This window comes from Streptomyces sp. NBC_00557, from assembly GCF_036345995.1.
Classification (GTDB): Bacteria; Actinomycetota; Actinomycetes; order Streptomycetales; family Streptomycetaceae; genus Streptomyces.
This window is the reverse complement of record NZ_CP107796.1, coordinates 8056236-8076066: the sequence shown is the minus strand read 5'-3', so window position 1 is coordinate 8076066 and position 19831 is coordinate 8056236. Positions and strand designations below refer to the sequence as shown.

14 protein-coding genes and 1 pseudogene are annotated in these 19831 nt (G+C 69.1%); 5 read left to right on the top strand and 10 right to left on the bottom strand.

Annotation, left to right across the window (positions count from 1 at the left end):
• Positions 1-28: 28 nt before the first annotated feature.
• Positions 29-787 carry an N-acyl homoserine lactonase family protein gene (locus OG956_RS35945; RefSeq protein ID WP_330342211.1) on the top strand — a complete coding sequence of 253 codons (759 nt, stop codon included), beginning with the start codon at positions 29-31 and terminating at the stop codon, positions 785-787.
• Between the two features lie 59 nt (positions 788-846).
• Here OG956_RS35945 and OG956_RS35940 read toward each other — a convergent pair whose 3' ends face one another.
• The 7 genes from OG956_RS35940 to OG956_RS35910 form a co-directional block, all read right to left on the bottom strand.
• Positions 847-1350, bottom strand: coding sequence for a hypothetical protein (locus OG956_RS35940; protein ID WP_330342210.1), 504 nt, complete (start codon positions 1348-1350; stop codon positions 847-849).
• A complete protein-coding gene (locus OG956_RS35935; RefSeq protein ID WP_330342209.1) occupies positions 1351-3165 on the bottom strand; it encodes a sialidase family protein in 1815 nt (604 codons plus the stop codon).
• A 496-nt stretch (positions 3166-3661) separates the two neighbouring features.
• Entirely contained in the window at positions 3662-4633 is a 972-nt protein-coding gene (locus OG956_RS35930; RefSeq protein WP_330342208.1) for an antibiotic biosynthesis monooxygenase, read from the bottom strand.
• A 6-nt stretch (positions 4634-4639) separates the two neighbouring features.
• Complete coding sequence (locus OG956_RS35925; protein WP_330342207.1) at positions 4640-7357, bottom strand: molybdopterin-dependent oxidoreductase; 2718 nt, start codon at positions 7355-7357, stop codon at positions 4640-4642.
• Positions 7354-8181, bottom strand: a complete 828-nt coding sequence (locus OG956_RS35920) for an FAD binding domain-containing protein (RefSeq protein WP_330342206.1) — start codon at positions 8179-8181, stop codon at positions 7354-7356. Before OG956_RS35920 ends, OG956_RS35925 begins: the two co-directional genes overlap by 4 nt.
• 344 nt (positions 8182-8525) lie before the next feature.
• Positions 8526-9914, bottom strand: a complete 1389-nt coding sequence (locus OG956_RS35915; protein ID WP_330342205.1) for an APC family permease — start codon at positions 9912-9914, stop codon at positions 8526-8528.
• Positions 9911-10846, bottom strand: coding sequence for a carbon-nitrogen hydrolase family protein (locus OG956_RS35910; RefSeq protein ID WP_330342204.1), 936 nt, complete (start codon positions 10844-10846; stop codon positions 9911-9913). Before OG956_RS35910 ends, OG956_RS35915 begins: the two co-directional genes overlap by 4 nt.
• A 121-nt stretch (positions 10847-10967) precedes the next feature.
• Here OG956_RS35910 and OG956_RS35905 point away from each other — a divergent pair, with 121 nt between their 5' ends.
• Complete coding sequence (locus OG956_RS35905) at positions 10968-11579, top strand: TetR/AcrR family transcriptional regulator (RefSeq protein ID WP_330342203.1); 612 nt, start codon at positions 10968-10970, stop codon at positions 11577-11579.
• Between the two features lie 496 nt (positions 11580-12075).
• Here OG956_RS35905 and OG956_RS35900 read toward each other — a convergent pair whose 3' ends face one another.
• The 3 genes from OG956_RS35900 to OG956_RS35890 form a co-directional block, all read right to left on the bottom strand.
• The gene (locus OG956_RS35900; RefSeq protein ID WP_330342202.1) at positions 12076-12990 is read right to left on the bottom strand and encodes an NADP-dependent oxidoreductase; all 915 of its coding nucleotides are present in this window, start codon (positions 12988-12990) and stop codon (positions 12076-12078) included.
• Positions 12991-13301: 311 nt separating this feature from the next.
• Positions 13302-15182, bottom strand: coding sequence for a Na+/H+ antiporter NhaA (nhaA, locus tag OG956_RS35895; RefSeq protein WP_330342201.1), 1881 nt, complete (start codon positions 15180-15182; stop codon positions 13302-13304).
• A 417-nt stretch (positions 15183-15599) separates the two neighbouring features.
• Positions 15600-17360 carry an MOSC and FAD-binding oxidoreductase domain-containing protein gene (locus tag OG956_RS35890; RefSeq protein WP_330342200.1) on the bottom strand — a complete coding sequence of 587 codons (1761 nt, stop codon included), beginning with the start codon at positions 17358-17360 and terminating at the stop codon, positions 15600-15602.
• 262 nt (positions 17361-17622) lie between these two features.
• Here OG956_RS35890 and OG956_RS35885 point away from each other — a divergent pair, with 262 nt between their 5' ends.
• The 3 genes and pseudogenes from OG956_RS35885 to OG956_RS35875 all read left to right on the top strand — a co-directional run bounded on the left by OG956_RS35885 (position 17623) and on the right by OG956_RS35875 (position 19706).
• Entirely contained in the window at positions 17623-17967 is a 345-nt protein-coding gene (locus OG956_RS35885) for a hypothetical protein (RefSeq protein WP_330342199.1), read from the top strand.
• Between the two features lie 49 nt (positions 17968-18016).
• Positions 18017-18649 (top strand): TMEM175 family protein, encoded by a 633-nt coding sequence (locus OG956_RS35880; RefSeq protein WP_330342198.1) that lies wholly within the window; start codon positions 18017-18019, stop codon positions 18647-18649.
• A 185-nt stretch (positions 18650-18834) separates the two neighbouring features.
• A pseudogene (locus tag OG956_RS35875) lies at positions 18835-19706 on the top strand (alpha/beta fold hydrolase).
• Positions 19707-19831 lie beyond the last annotated feature (125 nt).

Sequence of the window (19831 nt, the reverse complement as noted above, 5' to 3'; positions counted from 1 at the left end):
GAACACCAGAATCTGCCAGGCTGGCGGCATGGGGAAGAACATGGCGGTGCGTCGGCTCGATCTCGGATACTTCGTCCGGCCTGCGTCGGAGACCGGCGGCCCGCAGCCGCGGGTCGAACCTGTGCTTGCCTACCTGGTACGACACGACCACGGCCTGATCCTCTTCGACACCGGCATCGGCAAGGCGGAGCCAGAGACGGAAGCCCACTACCGGCCCCGGCGCCGGGATGTGCAGGAGGCTCTGTGCGCGGCCGGAGTTGCTCTTGACGACATCTCCCTCGTCGCGAACTGTCACCTCCACTTCGACCACTGCGGCGGAAACCCTCTCCTTGGCGGCAGGCCCATCCTGGTCCAGGACGTCGAGATGACCACTGCCCGAAACGGCGGCTACACGATCGACGAGCTGATCGATTTCCCCGCCGCAGCCTATGAGGAACTCGCCGGTGAAGCCGAGGTGTGGCCGGGAGTCTGGGTCATCCCGACACCGGGGCACACCCAAGGCCATCAGTCCCTGGTCCTCCGGCAAGCCGACGGCACGGTGGTCCTCGCCGGCCAGGCGCACGACTCCGCCTCCCATTTCGCATCCGACCAGCTGGCCCGCCAAGCAGCGCTTCACGGCGTGGAACAGCCTCTTCCCACCTACCAGCGCTGGCTGGACAGACTCGCCGACTTCGACCCACGACGTGTGCTCTTCGCCCACGACTGCTCGGTCTGGGAACCGCCACAGAGCACGTTCCAGGGCGGGATCCAACAGTGCCACGAGCCGGCGCAGGGCACTCGTCGATAGCGAGGGTGAAGTTGAGCTGTGGGGTGTCTCCGCCAGGAGGGCCAGCCGCTCGAGGCGGTTCAGGAGACGGCAGCCGTCAGGTACGTCAGGTACACCCCTCCCTTGCAGCCGGGCATCTTCCGCAGGGTCCAGCGGCCCCGGACGGTCGTGCTGAGGAAGTCCGACTCGGCGTCGTCCTCCTCCACCTCGCCCTCCTCGGGGATGTAGCCGGCCTTGGGGAGCTGCGTGTGCAGGAACGCCAGGGTGGTGTCGAAGCCGCCCCGTACGACGGTAGCGACGACGAGCCGGCCGCCGGTGCGGTGCTCCACGGAGGTCACGACCGCGCCGTCGGGCACCGGCAGGTTCGCCGGGAAGTCCTCGGGGAGTGGCAGTGAGGCGGCAGTGGGACAGCCGTCGGGCACGGCGCCGGCCGCGTTCTTGGCCGGCGGATCGGTTGCCCGCTGCGCTGCGTACGGCGTCGGCCCCGGGTGCTCGGCGTGCTTGCTCGCCGCCGAGCATCCGGTGACCGCGGCCAGGCCGAGGACGGCTGCTGCCAGTACGGCAGCGGAGGACGACGGCCTCATCTAGTGGCTTCCTCCGGGCTTCTTGTGCTTGCCGCTGACCACGGCGTCGTACGCGCCGTACAGCGTCTTGCCGGAGGACTGGCGGGCGATGGAGGCCAGCGCGTCGTAGTTCTGCGCGCCTCCGGTCGCGCACGTGCCGGTGCAGCCGTCGGCGTAGGCGGCGAGCACGCGGCCCTGGGCGTCAGTGGTGACGTCGATGAAGTCCAGGAGATTGCGGTCGTTGCCACAGGTGGTGCCGCCCGTGCAGATCGAGCCCTTCTGCACGGGGTCGGTGGGGGTGGCGTCGGCGGTGACCCAGGACCGGCCTCCGTCGTAGGTGGTGGCCACGTACAGGTGCCACACGCCCTGGAAGGCAGGGTCCTGGTAGTTGCCGCCCGTGGTGGTGCCGAGGAAGGCGAAGGCGGCCCTGTTGTCGTCGCCCGCGGTCACGGCCGGGAAGACGACGTTCTTGATGCCGAGGGCCGCGCCGACGTTCTGGTCGTACAGCCAGGTCTTGCCCTTGTCATGGCTGACGGCGATACGCGGCGTGCCGTCGCTGTTCTGGTAGCCCATGTAGACGGTCCCGCCGGCCCCGGTCCCCACGCTCGGGTCCGAGTCACCGGGAGTGCTGGACGGGTTCTTGCGGACGGTCCACGTCAGCCCGTTGTCCTCGGAGACGGCCACAGCCTGGTTGCCGCCGCAGCCCTTGTTGGGCACGTAGACCGTGCCGTCCGGGGCGACTTTCACATGCCCGTGCAGGCCGCCGCAGTCGAGCAGCGAGTACATCGGAACGGCGGGCCCGTACGTCAGACCGCCGTCCCGGCTGACCGCGCAGGAGGCGTCGGCGATGTCCTGCGAGCAGTAGTAGACGGCGTTCGGGTACGACGTGAGGGCGCCTGGTCCGCCGCCCGGGGCGAAGGGACCGCCGCCGATGGTCTGGTGGTCCACACCGGAGTTGATGCCCGAGCCGCCCGTCGGCGTCCATGTTTCACCGTCGTCGTCGGTGTAGCAGGTCAGCGCGGTCTTACCGGCGAGCTGCGACTCGAAGGTGCGGTGGGTGACCGGGTCGGTGAACAGGATCGGGTCGAGGCTGGTGGTGCTGCCCTGGGGGCAGCCGTCGGCCGCACTCGCGCTTTTGTCCTGCCAGGTGGCGGCACCGGCACTGTCGTAGGTGACCTTGAGCGTCGACGTGTACGCCTGGAACATCGCTGCGCCGCTCGCACGGTCGACACCGATCGAGGGTTCACCGGCGTTGTGCGCGTTCGCGATGCCCTCGGGCGCCCGGGAGTTCGCGTACGTCGGCGGTGTGGCCGTACTCGGCGGTGGATCGACCGGAGCGGTGATCAGGCTCGCCGTGCCGGTGAAGCTGTCGCCGAGGGGCGCGTACGGCACCACGCGCACGGTGTACGACGCCGGCACCGCCGGGAGCAGCACGGTCTCGGGGTCGCTGGATGAGGCCGAGGCGGCCACCTCCCGGCCGTCCGCACCGAGGACGTACAGGTCGAAGTCGGCCGCGGAGTCCGGCCATCTGATGTCGATGCGCAGGCTGTGACCGGCGTCGTACCCCGCGGGCACCGACACCTTCAAGGCGTAGTCGTCGCAGGGCTGGGCAGTGCCGCAGCTCACCGTCCCGGCGGTGCCGGAGACGTTCGGGACGGCGAAGGGACCGGCGCTCCACGTGGTCGCGGGCGCGGTGTCGCTGACCGATCCGGAGGCCGGGGTGGCGGCGTCGGCAGCCGCACTCGGCAGGGTTCCGGCGACGAGCGCCAGCAACCCGACGGCGAGACGCCCCCGCGATCGCGCGTGGTGAAGACGGAGTGCGGAGAGGAGAGTCACAAGCACCTCGTGGGTTCGCGAGTCGGACGAAGGGTGGTGACGTGGGGCGGTAGGGGTGATGCCTTCGTCTGCTCTACGGGGAGGCAGGCGGCGTCCGTCGCGAGGGACCGAACTCTTTTCGCAACAGGCCGAACGGCGCGCGTGGGCCCGCCCTGCCATGTGACAGCACGACCGGCGCCGCCTTCTGCGCGGCCCCGAGGGTCTCACCGCCGGCGTGCTCCGCCTGCCGTCCCTGCCGGTACTGCCGTCCGGGGACGGCGGTCACGATCGGGGCCGTCACGAGGACGACGCCCAGCACCGCGGTGAGCAAGCCCGGCCGCCCCGCCTTGCGGGGCGGCCGCAGTCATGGTGCGCCGGGCCGGGGAGCCGGTGCCGCGGGTGGGCGGGAGGTCGGGTTCGCCTTCTGGCGATCACACCCTGGTGTACCCCTCGTCGGGCGATTGCGGACCGGACCGGTGCATGGCGCCCGGACGGCGACCGTCCTGGCGGCTGCCGGTCAAGGCAGTGTCCAGAACCGGACCGTGACGAGGTAGAAGGCGACAGCCCACAAGGCTATCGCCCCCACCACGACGCCGAGCCCACGGAGGTTGGCCCTTGCCGGTTCGTCCGGCGATGGCCGCAGCCACCGCCCGAGCAACGGGTTCACGTAGAAGGGCATGGTGAGGAAGGTCATGAGGAAGCTCGACAGCAGGTTTCCCACAAGCAGGCCGATCCAGAGCGGCAGGTGCAGCGGGGACAGAGCAAGCGTCAGCAGCACGACCGTCGGGTACAGGCCGACCCAGACCGCGAGGGAGGTCCTGATCTCGGAGGGCGGCGGCGGTGCCTCCTTGCCGTCGCCTTCGAAGGCGAACCAACTGCCGAACGAGTTGTCGATCTTATGCAGTGTGAAGTCGCTGAACTTCTCGCCCTCGGCCAGGACCCTCTGCCGTTCGGGAGATGTCAGCCATGCGTCGAGGTGTTCGGCGCTGTCGTAGCGGTACAGCGTGGTCCACTCCTCCTGTAGCCCCTCGATGGGGCGGAAGAGCTCGGTGCCGCGAAACCCCTCGAACTTGCTCTCCTCCTGGACCATGTGGTGCTGCCAGGCGAGGAAGTCGTCGACATGGTTCGGATGGACGCGGTGGGTGACCACCACGGTGACGAGCGGATCCAGTGCCTGTGTGCCGCTGCTGACCACCTGCTGGGTCGCCGGACCGTCGAAGTACTTGGCGCCGACGTCGAGATACGTCTGCCTCGTCTCGCTGTTGATCCACGTCTGCAGATGCGCCACCGAGTCGAACCGGTACACGACGACCCAGTCGGGTTGCAGCGGCGTCGGCGGTGAGATCTCCGCTCCGAGGAAACCGGGGTAGTAGGCGGCGGCGCTGTTGAGGCTCTGCTGCCACGACTCGAACTCCCGCTCCATCCCGGGCCGGACCTTCTGCCCGATGATCGCCGTCGCCGCGGCGGCTGTGTTCTTTCCGGTGTTCATGGTGGCTCAACCTGTCGAAACCGACTGCGCGGCGGGGAGCCGGCTGTAGATGCGTTCCGGAGTCAGTGGCAGCGCACGGTAGCGGACGCCCGTGGCGTCATGCACCGCGTTCGCGAGCGCGGGCGCGACCGGGTTGATGCAGCACTCGGCCATCCCCTTGGCCCGCATGGGCCCCACAGAATCCGCCGAGCCCACCAGGAGCACCTCGGTACGCGGGATGTCGGCGTAGGCGGGGATGCGGTAGTTCCGGAGGTTGGGGTTCACCATGACGCCGTTGTCGTCCATGTGGTGGTTCTCGGTCAGCACGAAGCCGATTCCCTGGGCGACACCGCCCTCCACCTGTCCCCGGACCTGCGCCGGATTGATGATCACTCCCGCGTCCGCCGCGTGCACGCTGTACAGGATCCGGATCTCACCGGTCACGCGGTGCACGGCGACCCGGAACCCCTGCGTGTTGGAGGTGACGCTCCGGGGCGAGCCGTAGGCCTTGCGTGCGGCGGTGAAACGGATTCCACGCGTCCGGGCCACGGCGACGAGTTCGGCCAGCGACACCCGCCGGTCCCCGCAGACGACGCCGTCGTCGTCCATCGTGCACATCACGACATGGACGCCCGTGTGCGCGGCGGCGAAGTCCAGGATGCGGTCGCGCACGGCATTGGCCGCCCGCAGGACCGCGTTGCCCGCCACGAAGAGGCCCGCGCTCGCGAAGGCGCCCGTGTCGAATCCCGTGCGGTCGGTGTCGGACTGCACCAGACGGATCCGTGAGGGCGTCGTGCCCAGCTGGTTGGCTGCGATCTGGACATGGGCCGTGGAGGTGCCCTCCCCGAACTCGGGGGTTCCGACGGCGACTTCGTATATGAGATCGTCACCCAGGGTGACCCAGGCCTCGGAGAGGTGTTCCGTCGGGGGCGCGGTCTCGTGCAGGGAACTCGCCACACCCGTTCCGACGAGCCACTCGGGGCCGGGAGGGGGCTGGTCGGCCGTGCGGGCCAGGGCATCGCCCACCAGGTCGATGCATGTGGCGAGTCCGTCCTCGGTGAAGACCACGTCGTCGGGGCCGTCGTCCATGGCCACCAGCGGCTCACCCGGCCGCACGATGTTGCGTCGGCGCAGTTCCAGCGGGTCGATGTGAAGGACGCGGGCCAGTTCGTCCATCGCCGACTCAACGGCGAACGCCGGCTGCGTCATTCCGTATCCGCGCAGCGCACCGCTCGGCACGGTGTTCGTGTAGACGGAGTACGCGTCGTACTTCTTGTTGGGGCAGCGGTAGATCATGACGGCGGCTCCGCCCGCGTACAGCGTTTCGCCGCCGTGGTTGCCGTAGGCGCCGGTGTTCGACACGTTGCGTACCTGGAAGGCGGTGAGCGTTCCGTCCGCCTTGGCACCCAGCTTGACCGTCAGCGTCATCGGGTGCCGCGGCGAGGCCGTGGTGAACTCCTCCTCACGGGTGTACTCGAGACAGGTGGGCCGTCCGGTGTCCAGGGTGGCAAGGGCGACCAGGTCCTCCGCGATCACCTCCTGCTTGCCGCCGAATCCGCCGCCGACGCGCTTGCAGAACACCCGCAGCTGGTCGGGGCGCAGGGCGAACAGGTACTCCAGTTTGACCTTCGCGATCGACGGTGACTGCGAACTGGTGCGGACGTTCAGCCGGCCGTCCTCCATCCAGGCGATCGAGCCGTGGGTCTCCAGATGCGCGTGCTGCACCCGGGGTGAGGAGTATGTGCCTTCGTGGATCACGTCGGCCGCGGCGAATCCCGCGTCGACGTCGCCGATGTGCGAGTGGATCTCGAGCAGGACGTTGTGGGCGGGGTCGCGGACGAAGGGATCGTGGGAGCCGTGCAGCTGGGGTGCGCCGTCGGCCATCGCCGCCTCCGGATCGAACACCGCCGGCAGCACCTCGTACTCGACCGCGAGACGCCGGCAGCCCTCCTCGGCCGCCCCGACCGTGTCGGCCAGTACTGCGGCGACGCGCTGGCCGGCGAAGCGCACCGTGTCGTCGAGGATGTAGGTGTCGTCCGGGTCGACCAGGTGGTCGGTGTGGATCGCCGTGGTGAAGCGTCTGCGGGGTACGTCCTCCCAGGTGTAGACCCGGTGCACGCCGGGCACCGCGAGGGCGGCGCTCTTGTCGATCGAGCGGATCCGGGCGTGCGCGTGGGGTGAGTGCAGCACCTTGAGGTGCAGCATGCCGTCGATGTGCGTGTCCATGGTGAACTCGGCGTGCCCCGTCACCACGTCGTGGCCCGCGGGGGCGCCGACGCTCGTCCCGACGGCCTTGCCCGGTGCTGCCGTCTCCACCGCACTGACGCCCTTGACGGCGTCCTCGATCGCCCGGTATCCGGTGCAGCGGCAGAGGTTGCCCTTCAACGCCCGTGGCAGATCCGCTTTCTGGTCCTCGGTGAAGGTCGCCGACGTCATGATCATCCCTGCGGTGCAGAAGCCGCACTGGAACCCCGGGGCGTCCTCGAACTGCCGCTGCACGGGATGCAGGGCGCCGGGCCGTCCAAGGCCCTCGATCGTGGTCACCTCGTGGCCGTCTGCGCGGAAGGCGGGGGTGATGCAGCTGTGCACCGGTACGCCGTCCAGCCACACCGTGCAGGCTCCGCAGTCGCCCGCGTCGCAGCCTTTCTTGACGCCGAAGTGGCCGAGTTCGCGCAGGAAGGTACGCAGGCACTGGCCGGGGGCTGGTTCGCGGTCGAAGTTCTTGCCGTTGACGAGGTAGCTCATGCCAGGTCCCCAGCGGTGAGTTCGCGGCAGATCTCTTCGGCGAAGTGCCGGGTGAGATGCCGACGATGATCAGGGGTCCCATTGGGATCGGCGAACCAGACGTCGGCCGGGATGGCGTCGATGCTCTGCCGCAGCGTTGGGACATCGGGCAGGGAGTCGAAGGCGACGCGGACCGGCCGCGTGGTCCCGGCAGTGACGGTGAGCAGCAGGTCGCTCGCTCCCAGCCGTTGCGTGCCGACGAGGAACACCGTCGAACGGCCGAGCCGGGTCAGCGTGAAGCGACGGTGGGCGGTGCGTTTGCGCAGCGCGTGCTCCGGAATGGTGATACGCCGCAGGATCTCTCCCGGGGCGAGAACGTTGCGGTGGTCGCCCGTGACGAAATCGAGGGCGTCGACACATCGCACGGTACCGTCGCGCGCCCATAGTTCGTACTGCGCCTCCAGCGCGACGGTCAGCGTGATCATCGGGCCGGCGGGCAAGGACATGCAGATGTTTCCGCCGACAGTCGCCGCGTTCCAGACCTTGAACGAGGACAGGAATGCCTCACAGCTTTTCCGGAAGAGGATTCCGGCGGTCCAGCCTTGCGGCCACGGAAAGGCGTACAGGTCGCGAATGGTGCACGTGGCGCTGATCTCCAGGCCCTCGTCCGTCGGCACGAGAGGCTCCCACCCCAACGCCGTCAGGTCGATCAGCCGTCGCAGGTCCGGCTGCTCCGTGGAATAGAGCCATGTTCCGCCTGCGAGCCAGGCGTCGCCCTCGTGCCAGTCCACACCGGGCCGCTCGGACGGTCGCCGGATTACTTCGGTGATGGTGTTCAGGTCCATGAAAGCCGACCTACAGGAGTACGGACCTACGGGAAGGCAACTGCTTCCGGCCTGTTGGGTTTCCCGCTGACCGATCAGATGTCGTCCACCGATGCAGCGCCGTCCGGGGTGGCCGAGCCGCGAAGGAGCGGCAGGCACAGACATTTCGGCTTCAGCCTATCGCAGCATGCGGACGACGGCGCAGCGGAGGATGACTGGTTGCATTCAGATAACTCCACACTGTAATCATGGCTACGAGTGCAGGTACGAAGCCGTGGGACACCGTGATGTGTCGGGGTGCACGCTGCTCAGCGCTGGACCCGGGGCTCCGATCCGGCTGTGCGATCGGGAGCCCCGGGCGTAGGTCACGATGTCGGAAGCAGGGGTCCGGATGCTTCCGGCTCGCTGGTGCCGCCGCCCTGCGCGTCTGACGGGAGTCGCAGTTCGGGGGCTGGGCGACGGAAACCCTTGGTGATCACTGCGAGCCAGGCGATGCCGATGATCAGCCAGCCGAGGCCGAGCCTGACGGCGGTGCCACCGAGCTGGGTGATCAGGTAGACGTCGACAGCGGCGCCCGCAGCGGGCAGGAGCAGGTAGCGCACGGCCGAGTGACGGGTCCCTGAGCGCCGCTGTCGTACGGCGTAGGCGATCACGCACACATTGACGAGTGTGAAGCCGAGGAACGCCCCGAAGTTGATGAAAGAGGTGGCGTCGGCGAGAGAGAAGTTCATGGCCAGCAGCCCGACCGCGCCGATCACGAGCACGTTGGTGACGGGGGTGAGCAGCTTGCGGTGCAGGCGTCCGAAGATCCGCCGCGGAAGGGCGCCGTCACGGCCCATGACGAACATCAGGCGGCTGGTGCTGGCCTGGATGGCGACGCAGGAGGCGAACCCGCCGAGCATGCTGACGATGTTGGCCACGTCGGCGAAGGTCTTGCCGCCGACAGTGGTGGACAGGAGGTACCCGGCGGAGTTCTCGTCGGGGAAGGAGCCGCCCGGGTGGGCCCACTGCATCAGGAAGGAGATCGAGATGAAGATGCCGCCGCCGGTGAGCACGGTCAGGATGATGCTGCGCGGGATGGTGCGCTGCGGATCCCGCACCTCTTCACTGAGGGTGCTCACCGCGTCGAAACCGAGGAAGGCGTAGGCGGCCACGGCGGCGGCAGCGGTGACGGCGGAGAAGCCGGTGGCGCCGTTCCAGAAGGAGTGAGCAGCCGCCATGGTGCCACCGTGGCCGAGACCGTAGTGCACGCAGAGTGCGGCGAGCACGACGAGGACGGCCGTCACGCCGAGCAGCAGCACTCGGTTGATCCGGTCGGCGACCTTGAGGCCGAGGACGTTGATGGCGGTGGCGAGGGCCACGTTGATGATCAGCCAGGTCCACTCCGGGACGGCCGGGAACTGGGCGTGGAGGTAGATGGCCTGGAGCAGCCAGGCGACCATCGGGAGGAAGAGGTAGTCGAGCAGGAGCGCCCATCCGGCGAGAAAGCCGACGCGGGAGTCGAGTTCCTTGCGGGCGTAGGTGTAGACGGAGCCTGAACTGGGGTGGACCGTGGCCATCTTGGCGTAGCTGAGGCCGGTCAGCAGCATGGCGCCGGTCGCGATCACGTAGGCCGTGGGCGCGGCGCCCCTGCTGGTGGCGGCGATGACGCCGAAGATCGAGGTGACGACGGCGGGGGCCATGTAGGCGACGCCGAACGCGACCACGGAGAGAAGTCCGAGGTCTCCGCGCAGGCGGGTGGGCTGTTCTGTCACGGGACTCTCACTTCTCCGAGTGCGGGACGCAGCTCGCTCGGTGGCCGGGAAAGGGTGGTCGGAGCGGTGGCGCCGGCCCAGGTGGCGGGGTCTATCCGGCCCTGGTAGAGCGGCAGTGCGAGGGCCTGGTCGTCGGGATGGAACTGCTGCCACGGCCGGTTGAGCGCGGCCGTGCCGATTCGGCGGACGTTGGTGACTTCGTCCAGGTCGATCACGTCGGTGAGGGTGGTGTCGCTGTCGCCCGCGGCTTCGGAGCGAACGTTGCCCTGCGGGTCCACGAGCAAGCTGCGGCCGGTGCCGAGGGGAGCGGCACAGTTGACGCTGGCGACGAAAAGCTGGTTGACGATGGCATTGGCGCGAGCCAGCACCAGTTCCTGGGCGCGGTCGCTGCCGGAGGTCAGTACGAAGTTCAGGACCAGTTCGGCTCCCATCCAGGCGAGGTGGCGGGTGGTCTCGGGGAACCATGCGTCGTAGCAGATCGACAGTCCCACCCGGCCGACCCCGTCGAGATCGAAGACGGTGAACTCGGCGCCGGGGGCCACGGTCTCGTAGGGCCGCCAGGGGAAGATCTTCCGGTAGGACACGACGCGCTCGCCGCGCGGGGAGTACACCGGGGCGGTGTTGTAGACGCGTCCGTCGGCGCCGCGCTCGTAGAGGCTGCCCGGGGCGAGCCAGACGCCGAGATCGCCGGCGAGTTCCGCGAGGGCGCGGCCCCGTGGCCCGTCGAGGGGCTCGGCGAGGGCTTCCGGCACCTCGGCGGGTTCGAGTGCGGTGCCGCCGAGCGGGCTGCCCAGGTGCAGCTCGGGATAGACGATCAGGGGTGCGGCGGGCAGTCCCGCCGTGCGCTTTCGCACGTCGGCAGCCAGGCCGTCCAGATCGTCGGCGGCGCGCTGGGCCGCCTGGGCCAGGACGAGAGGGAGGGGACGGGACATGGGTCACCAGGTCTGACTCGGGGATTCGTTAAATGAAATTTAGTTAACGAATGATGTGGGGTCAATGGGTTCCGGCAGGCGAGACCAGGGGGCCGTTCGGCGGTGTGCGAGCATGTCATCCATGGCCCGACCAAAAAACCAGGCGGAACGCCGCGCCCAGCTGATCGACGCGACCGCCAGGACCGTGGTGGACCTCGGAGCCACAGCCACCAAGCTGCGGGACGTCGCCAGGGCCGCCGGCGTCACCCCCGCCTCGGTGCTCTACTACTACGCAGACATCCAGGAACTGTTCGCCGCCGTGTTCGAGCGCAGCGCCGCGACGTACTTCGTCAGCCGAGAGAAGGCCATCGCGGCCGCGGAGGGCCCGGTGGCGAGGCTGCGTGCATGCATCCACACCGGCGTGCCCTGGCCCGGCGAGGGCGAAGAGAGCACTCGGCTGCTCTTCGAGCTTTTTCCAGTGGCACTGCGCAACGAGGGTGCCGCCGACCGGCAGCGCCTCTTCGTCGAGCAGCAGAGCGAGCTCTACCGTCAGGTGCTCGAACTCGGCGAGGAGAGCGGGGATTTCACACTGGCCGGCGACGCCTGGGCCCTGGGCCGCTCCTTCGTGGCCCTTGAGGACGGCTATGCCATGGACCTTCTGGTCGGCAGCGCGACCGCCCAAGACATCGAGGACCGCCTCCTCGACCACGCCCGCATCGTCACGGGCAACGAGGCCTTCGGCAAACGCGGATGACTGTCCGTCAGCAGGCTGCTGCTGACGCCATGCCCGCCATGCGCAATGTGCAGGCGGCCGCCCGGCGCGGGGTGTACTGGTCGTGCGGGCCGCACGACCTGGCCGACGTGCACGCCCCGGCCACCGGCAAGGACGTCCCCCGCACGCCCGCTCTGCGGATGCTCTCCGGCCCGTCCGCGCTGCTCGAACCAGATCATGAAATCGCACTGGCCACGAACAACACCAGCAACACCGGCGAACCCAAAGATCCCATGCCGCTGCACGTACCCGACGAACCAGGGTGGAACCAGCAGGCCCGCCTTGCTTCTCCCCCACGTTCCCGCGGTCAACTCATGGCTCAACGCTCTCCCGCGCACCGTGAACGCGCCACTGATGCCCTGAGCCGGGCGTGCGGGTGCGGGATGGCCGGCGCGCCTGCTGAGGAGACCTGCGCGAGACCGATGGCGCCTGGCGGGCGCAGGGGCCAAGGTTCGGGATCGGGTGGGGCCCGGTCGGATCACGCTCGGGTGAGCACGATCTTCTTACCGCCGGCCCGTCCGGTAACCACCCGGGCGAACGCAGCCGGTCCCTCGCTCAGCGGCAGGGGTTCCGGTGCGAGTCTCAACGCTCCCGCGGCCGCCTGCTCCGCCAGCTGGGCTAGCTGCGCGGCGTTGGGCTCGAGGTAGAGGTCCCAACTCGTGATCCCTCGCTCCTCCGCAGGCGCGTCCGAGGTCAGGGAGCACAGTCGGCCGCCGTCCCGGACCAAGGGCAGGGCGGCGTCCGCCGTGCCGGTGGCGATGGTGAGGGCGGCGTCGAACCCGCCGCGTACCTTGGCCGGCCAGTTCGGGTCGTGGTAGTCGACGACCTCCATCGCTCCCAGACCGAGCAGGCGCTCTGTGGCGCCGGCAGACGCGGTCGCGGTCACCTCGATGCCCCGGGCCGCGGCGAGCTGGACGGCAAGGGCTCCGGTGGCCCCGCCACCGTTGGTGATCAGCAGCCGCTGTCCCCGGCTGAGATCCAGCTTCTCCAGGGCCTGCAACGCGGTGAGTCCGTTGACCGGCAGCGCCGCCGCGTGCACGGCGTCCAGCCCGGGTGGGCAGGCTGCCGTGTGATCCGCGTTGATCAGAACGCGTTCGGCCCAGAAGCCGCTTCCCCCGGGCAGCGGGGCCTCGTGCGCGAGCACCCGGTCGCCGACGGCGAACCCGGTGATGTCCGCGCCGACGGCCAGCACCTTGCCCGCGCCCTCCACTCCCAGCGCCGCCGGAGGGCGCAGCCCCACGTCCCAACCAGCGCCGTTGAGCAGTTCGTCCCACGGGCCGACACCGGCCGCCTCAACCGCCACCAGGATCTGGCCGGGCCCGGGAGATGGCGGTTCGGGCAACTCCAGCAGGGCGGCTTCCTTCTCGGCCCCCGATACTCCGCACGCTTTCACAGCAGATCTTTGTCCTCTCACTCAGTCCGGCCGGCCAGGAGGTAGGGGGCCGGAACCAAAGGCAGGCAACAGTGTGAGCCTCGGGGTCCCCTGCAGAGGTCGCCTGTGGTCTCAGCCGTGCTGGTGTCGAGCCTATGCAGCCAGTGGCCCGGTCATGTGGTCCATTGGAAGAGTGTCCAGCTGGGCCAATCGTGCGTTGGTTCCTTCGAGGATCCGCACTCATGACGGACCCAGCGCTCACGTCGCGGGGCGGGCCCCGGGGCGAGCCACATGACCGATGGCGTACGGCGCATCCCCTCTGCCTTGGTCCCTCACGCGGTGACGGCGGCGCGTTCGCGGGCTGCGCGGACGGCGGCGGTGAGGCTTGGGAGGTCGTAGGCGCCGTGGTGTCTGCGGCCGTTGATGAAGAAGGTGGGGGTGCCGGCCACGCTGCTGAGGTCGGCTGACTCGACGTGCTCGGCGATGCGGGCTGCGCCGACGTGGGCACGCATGTCTCGTTCGAAGCGCTCGACGTCCAGGCCGACGGCAGCCGCGTGGGCGCGCAGGTCTTCGACACGGAGGGCTTGTTGACGGCTGAGCAGCAGGTCGTGCATGTCCCAGAAGCGGCCCTGGCGTGCGGCCGCTTCGGAGGCTTCGGCGGCGAGCTGGGCGTGGATGTGCACGTCGGTGAGGGGCAGGTGGCGCCATACGTAGCGCAGGTCGCCGAAGTCGGCGAGGAGTTCACGGACGACGGGCTCGGCCTGCCCGCAGTAGGGGCATTCGTAGTCGCCGTACTCCACGACGGTGACAGCGGCGTGGTGCGGCCCTCGGATGTGATCGTGGTCGGGGTCCACGGGCACGGCCAGGTCGACGATCGTCTCCGCCTTCCCGAGCAGGGCCCTGAGCCGCAGCGCCGGCGGCAGAAGTCCGATCGCCGCGGTGACGAGCCGGGCTGCCAGGAAGGAGCAGACGAGTGTGGCGAGGATGCCGAGCTTGGCCTCGTCGAGGCGTGCACCGTGGAAGGCGAGGGTCGCGATGAGCAGGGAAACGGTGAACCCGACCCCGCACAGCGCGCCGCCTGCGGTTGCCGCGCCCCAGCCGACCGGGAGGCGCAGCCGCCCGCGGGAGGCGAGCGTGGTCAGCGCACAGGCCCCGACGATGCCCAGCGGCTTGCCCAGGACGTAGGCGATGAGGATGCCCAGGGTGACGGGCGAGGTGAAGGCTCGTGCCAGTTGGCCGCCGCTGATCTCGATGCCGGCATTGGCGAGGGCGAACAGCGGGACCACCGCGTAGCTGGTCCATGGGTGGTAGATCCGTTGCAGGCGGTCGTTGGGGGAGATCGCCGAGGCGATGCCGACGCGGACGGACCGCTCCAGTTCCGGGGTGGGCTGCTCGCGGAACAGCCGGAACAGGCCGCTCGCGTGTTCCAGATCGGCGCGCGAGGCGGGGTAGGCGTAGGTGAGCAGCCCCAGGGCGAGACCGATCACCACCGGGTCCACACCCGACTCGAGCAGGGCGACCCAGGCGACGACGCCCAGCAGCGCGTACACGCTGCCGTGGCGTACACCGAGTCGCAGGCCGAGCAGGACGAGTGCGAGGGCGCCGATGGCCACGACGAGTGCGGGTACGGCGATGCGGTCGCTGTAGGCGAAGGCGATGACGCCGAGGGCGAGGAAGTCGTCGACCACGCTCAGCAGGAGAATGAAGACCCGCAGTCCGGGCGGCATGCCGCGGCCCGCGACGGCCAGCACGCCCAGGGCGAACGCGGTGTCGGTGGACATCGCCGCACCCCAGCCCTGCTCGCTGCCGTGGCCGGCGTTGACGGCGAGGTAGAGGGCGATGGGTACGAGCATGCCGCTGAGTCCCGCGACGAGCGGCAGCGTGAGCCGCTTGCGCTCGCGCAGTTCGCCCATGTCGAACTCGCGGCGTGCCTCCAGACCGACGACGAAGAAGAAGAACGTCATCAGGCCGCTGTTGACCCAGTCCCGCAGGCCGAGCGAGATCCCGTGCGTGCCGAAGCGGACAGACAGGCGGGTGTGCCAGAACGACGTGTATGCCGAGGGTGCCGCGTTGGCCCAGACGAGTGCGGCGAGCGCGGCGGCGACCAGGACGGCGGCACCGCCGGTCTCGGTGCGCAAGAAGGCACGGAGCGGGGAACGCGATCCGCTGCCGCACAGCGTCTGGCCTGTGTAGGCGTCTGATTCACGGGACATGGGGCAGATTCTCGTTCGAGGCGTGGCTACCGTCTTGCCGACGGGCAGCCGGTGTGTCGGCTGTGGGGCGTTTCACGGGCAGGAGGGCTCGTGGGTCATGGCAGCGGTACCGGCCAGGTTCGCGGACCGCGGCTTCCCCGGACGGCCGGCCGGTCAGGTCACCGACTTCTGAAGAACACGGCCTGGTTGCCCCGCGTCCGTCGGCAGGGGTGTCCCGGCGCCGTACGTGGCCAGGCTTCTCCGGGCGGATCGCCGGACGCGTGAGCCGGCTGCGGGTGAACTTGAGCTGCTCGGTGAGGGAGGAGATCCCCAGCGTGCGGTCCGGGGGTCGCCATCGGGCGGTGACGGCGGCCAGGGTGCGCGTGGCTTCGGTGACGCCGGTCGGAGCGGCCGGCAGTCCGTGCGGTTGCTGGTCGGCTACAGGTCGAGGACGACTTCGGTAGTGGGCTGGCTGCAGCAGACGAGGACGGTGCCTTCTTCGGGGAGTTCGAGAGGCGGAGTGGTGTAGGTGATGTCGCCTGCCACGAGGTGGGTGATGCAGGTGTGGCAGACGCCGGTGCGACAGGACCAGCGCGTGGGGACGTCGCAGGCTTCGGCGAGATCGAGGAGTGAGGCGTGCGCGGGTGACCAGGGGGTGGTGATGCCGCTGCGTGCGAAGGTGATGAGCGGTCCGGTGCCCGTGGGACCGGTTGGTTGGTGCGGCCGCACGGCGGCCGCGGGGGTGACGCCGGGGTTGATGGCTGGGAGGGCGCTGAATTGCTCCGTGTGGATCCGCTCCGGGCTCAGGCCGTGATCGCGGAGGTAGCCGCCGACGTCGTCCATGAAGGCGAGTGGCCCGCAGAGGTAGGCGTCGGCTTCGCTGGGGATGCCCATGGCCACGAGTGAGGAGGCGGTCGGGCGCCCCTGCGTGACGTAGGGCTCGTCGCGGCGTGGCGCTTCGGCGGTGAAATAGATGTGCTCGTGGGCCTGAGGGAGTTGGCCAAGGAGCGCGTGGGCCTCGTCCGCGAAGGCGTGGTGGGCGCGGTCGTGGGCGACGTGGATCCACCAGACGGGGCGGGGGTCTCGTGTGGCGGCGAGGTGGTGGAGCATGGCCAGTACGGGGGTGGCACCGATCCCTGCGGAGATGAGGACGATCGGCCGGGTGCCCGCTTCGAGCACGAACGCTCCGCGGGGCGCGGCGATGTCCACGAGGCTTCCGGGGTGGAGGGTGGCATGGATGTAGCTGCTGACCTTCCCGTGGGGCTCGTGCTTGACGCTGATGCGGTACGTGTCGGCCGCGGGCGCGGAGGACAGGGAGTAGCTGCGCACTGCGGGGGCGGCATCGCCGACTGCGAGGCGGATGGAGAGGTACTGTCCCGGGCGAGCCTCGGGCAGCGGTGTGCCGTCGGTCGTGCTGAGGTAGATCGACGCGACGGTGGGGGTCTCGGGGACGATGCGGGTGACCTGCATGGCTTTGAAGCCCGGCCATCCCGATGCCTCCCTGGGCTGCTGGGAGCCGGCGCGTTCCCCCGGCCAACCCGGTTCCTGTGTGGGCTGCTGGGCCGAGGCGAGATCGTTGAAGGACTGCCGCCATCCGGGGCTGAGCGCGGGGATGTTCAGTGCCTTGCGCAGCTTCGCGGGATCGCGGTCGGGTAGATACAGCAGTGCGTCGGTGTCGGCGACACTGAGTTCTTCGGGGCCCTTGCGGGTCAGGATGATCTCGTCGCCGGCCTGCACATGTCCCTCGGTGATCACCCGCAGGTAGAAGCCTGGCCGGTGGTGGGCGACCAGCAGGGAGGCCATGGTGGGTTCGCCCAGGCGCATGCCGACGCGGTAACAGGTGACGCGCGGCTGGGTGACCTCGAATTCGGCTTCGCCGATGCGGTATCGGTCACCGATGCAGACTTCGTCGTCGGGCAGGCCGTCGACGGTGAAGTTCTCCCCGAAGATCCCGAAGGTGAGGTCGTCGCGGCCAAGCTGCTTTTCCCAGTACTGGTAGGACTGCAGCTGGTAGACGAGCACGGCCCGGATTTCGCCGCCGTGCCCGGCCAGGTCTCCCTGGCCGTCTCCGTCGACGTTCAGCCGCCGCACCATCCGGGCGCCCTGGACAGGGGATTTCCAGGCCCCGGTGTGGACGGTTCTTCCCTGCCATGGGACGTCCTTGGGTGCTCCTACGTTGACGGACAGCAGCGTCGCCATTGCGGACCTCCTGCGGATGGCCGGCCGGACATCCCCTCATGACGCTGTGAACTGTGCGCTGGGTCCGATCCTAGTTCCTGCGCCGGTGCCGCCGCGATTCCGTGATCACGAATTCTGGAGCGTTCGCCGGGATTCTTCCTGCCAGCGAAAGAAGGTATGGCCGCCATGTCCATGTGCGTTTTCTGGCGGATCAATCTTGAACCGCAGGCTCATGAAGTGGTGACGCCGCCCCGTACGCACGAAACTGATCACTGTGGAGTGCATGCTCGAGGTCGTCCTCCTGCCTGTGAGCGACGTCGACCGGTCCTTGGCCTGCAACACCGAGCGTCTGGAATGCCACCTGAAGGTGCAGGGCCGGTACCTGGTGGTTCCTGATCTTGAGGCTGCGTGTGCCGAGCTGGTGGAGCGCGGGGGCGACGTCGGGCAGATGATGCACAAGGCACCACCTCGACCGGGACGGCGGCAGCGTGAGCGGCAGATGCGATCGACGGCTCCGAGCCCACGGCGCCTGCTGAAGATCCCCGGCCCCTGCATCGCTGGGGAGACGGTCCACGGATGTCGTGCGCAGGCGGAAGCGTCCGGTGCCGGAGGTCGGGGCGATGAGTGAGCCTCTTGATGGACCAGACGGACCAGGAGGAGGAGCGACGTCGTTCGGCGTGGAACGCGACCCTTCCCGGGTGGTCGCGTTCAGCGACGGCGTCACCGCCATCGCCATCACGCTGCTCGTCCTGGAGATCCGCGCGCCGCACAACACCCGCCACCTGATGCATGGCCTGGCCGCGCTCTGGCCGTCCTACCTGGCCTACGTCCTTACGTTCATGCTGATCGGCCAGGTGTGGGTCAACCACCACATCATGTTCGACCACATCCGCAGCGTCGACCGCGTGGTGCTCTTCCTCAACACCGTGCTGCTGATGGACGTGGCGTTCCTGCCGTTCGCCGCTTCGGTGCTGGCTCAGGCGTTCCGTGACGGGCACGGGCAGCGCATCGCCGTCCTCCTCCACGGTGCCGCCTTCGAACTCCTCGCCATTTTGTTCAACGTCATCTGGGGCTACGTCCGCCGTGACCGCCGGCTGCTCACCGCCACCATCGGTTCGGCCGGCGTGGCAGCCATCAGCCGGCGCTTCCGGCTCGCCCTCATCTGGCTCGCTGCCGGAACGCTGCTCGGGACCCTGCTTCCCCTGCTCGGCGTGGCCGTGATCGCCGCCTTCATCCTCTACTACTGGCTTCCCATCGCGGGCGAGATCACCGAGGCCAGGCGTCGGCACCACCGTGGCCACAGGACCTGACGGCCGATGGCCACACCCCTCGCCGCCTCCTGGTGCCGGTGTACCGGGTTGTTCACCGGCACCAGGAGCGCACGGCCATGCACCGATCACCACTGAATCTAACCACACAATTCCACTTGACAGGTTAGATCGGATGCGCTCGACTGGATATGTAACCGCTAAAATTATCTAGAGAGGTTAGATACATGGCTTCCGCAGTCCACCACCGCACCGCGACCGTCGACGGTCTCGAGGTCTTCTACCGGGAGGCCGGCGACCCGACGGCACCCGTGGTCGTGCTGCTCCACGGCTTCCCGACCAGCTCGCACATGTTCCGCCACCTGATCCCGGCGCTCGCCGACCGCTACCGTGTGATCGCCCCCGACCACATCGGCTTCGGCCAGTCCGCGATGCCCGCACTGCAGGACTTCCCCTACACGTTCGACGCCCTCACCGAGGTCACCTCCGGCCTGCTCCAGCAACTGGACACCGACCGGTTCGCGATGTACGTGCAGGACTACGGCGCCCCCATCGGCTGGCGTCTCGCCCTCCAGGCCCCGGACCGCATCACCGCGATCATCACCCAGAACGGCAACGCCTACGAAGAGGGCTTCGTCAAGCCCTTCTGGGACGGCGTGTTCGCCTACGCCAAGGCCCCGGGACCGGACACCGAAGCCCCCATGCGCAGCGCCCTGACGCCGGAGATCACTCGCTGGCAGTACGTCAACGGCGTCGCCGACCCCAGCCTGGTCAGCCCCGACAACTGGGTCCACGACCAGGCGCTGCTGGACCGGCCCGGAAACGACGAGATCCAGCTCAAGCTCTTCCGCGACTATCCCACCAACGTGGACCTCTCTACCCGCAGGTCCACCAGTACTTCCGCGACTCCCAGGTCCCGCTGCTGGCGGTCTGGGGAGCCAACGACGAAATCTTCGGGCCCGCGGGCGCGGAAGCGTTCCGCCAGGACCTGCCCGATGCCGAGATCCATCTGCTCGAGTCCGGGCACTTCGCCCTGGAAAGCCACCTTGAGACCATCACCGAGCACATCCGCGACTTCCTCGCCCGCGTCCTCGCCTGACGCCCAGGACGTCGGGCGGCTGCGGACCAACTCCCCCTCCCCCGCCGCCGGCAAAGGATCCGCCACGTGACCTCTCACCCAACAGGCCTTCAGCGCCACCCCCAGACCGTGCGCGCCGCCCGCGA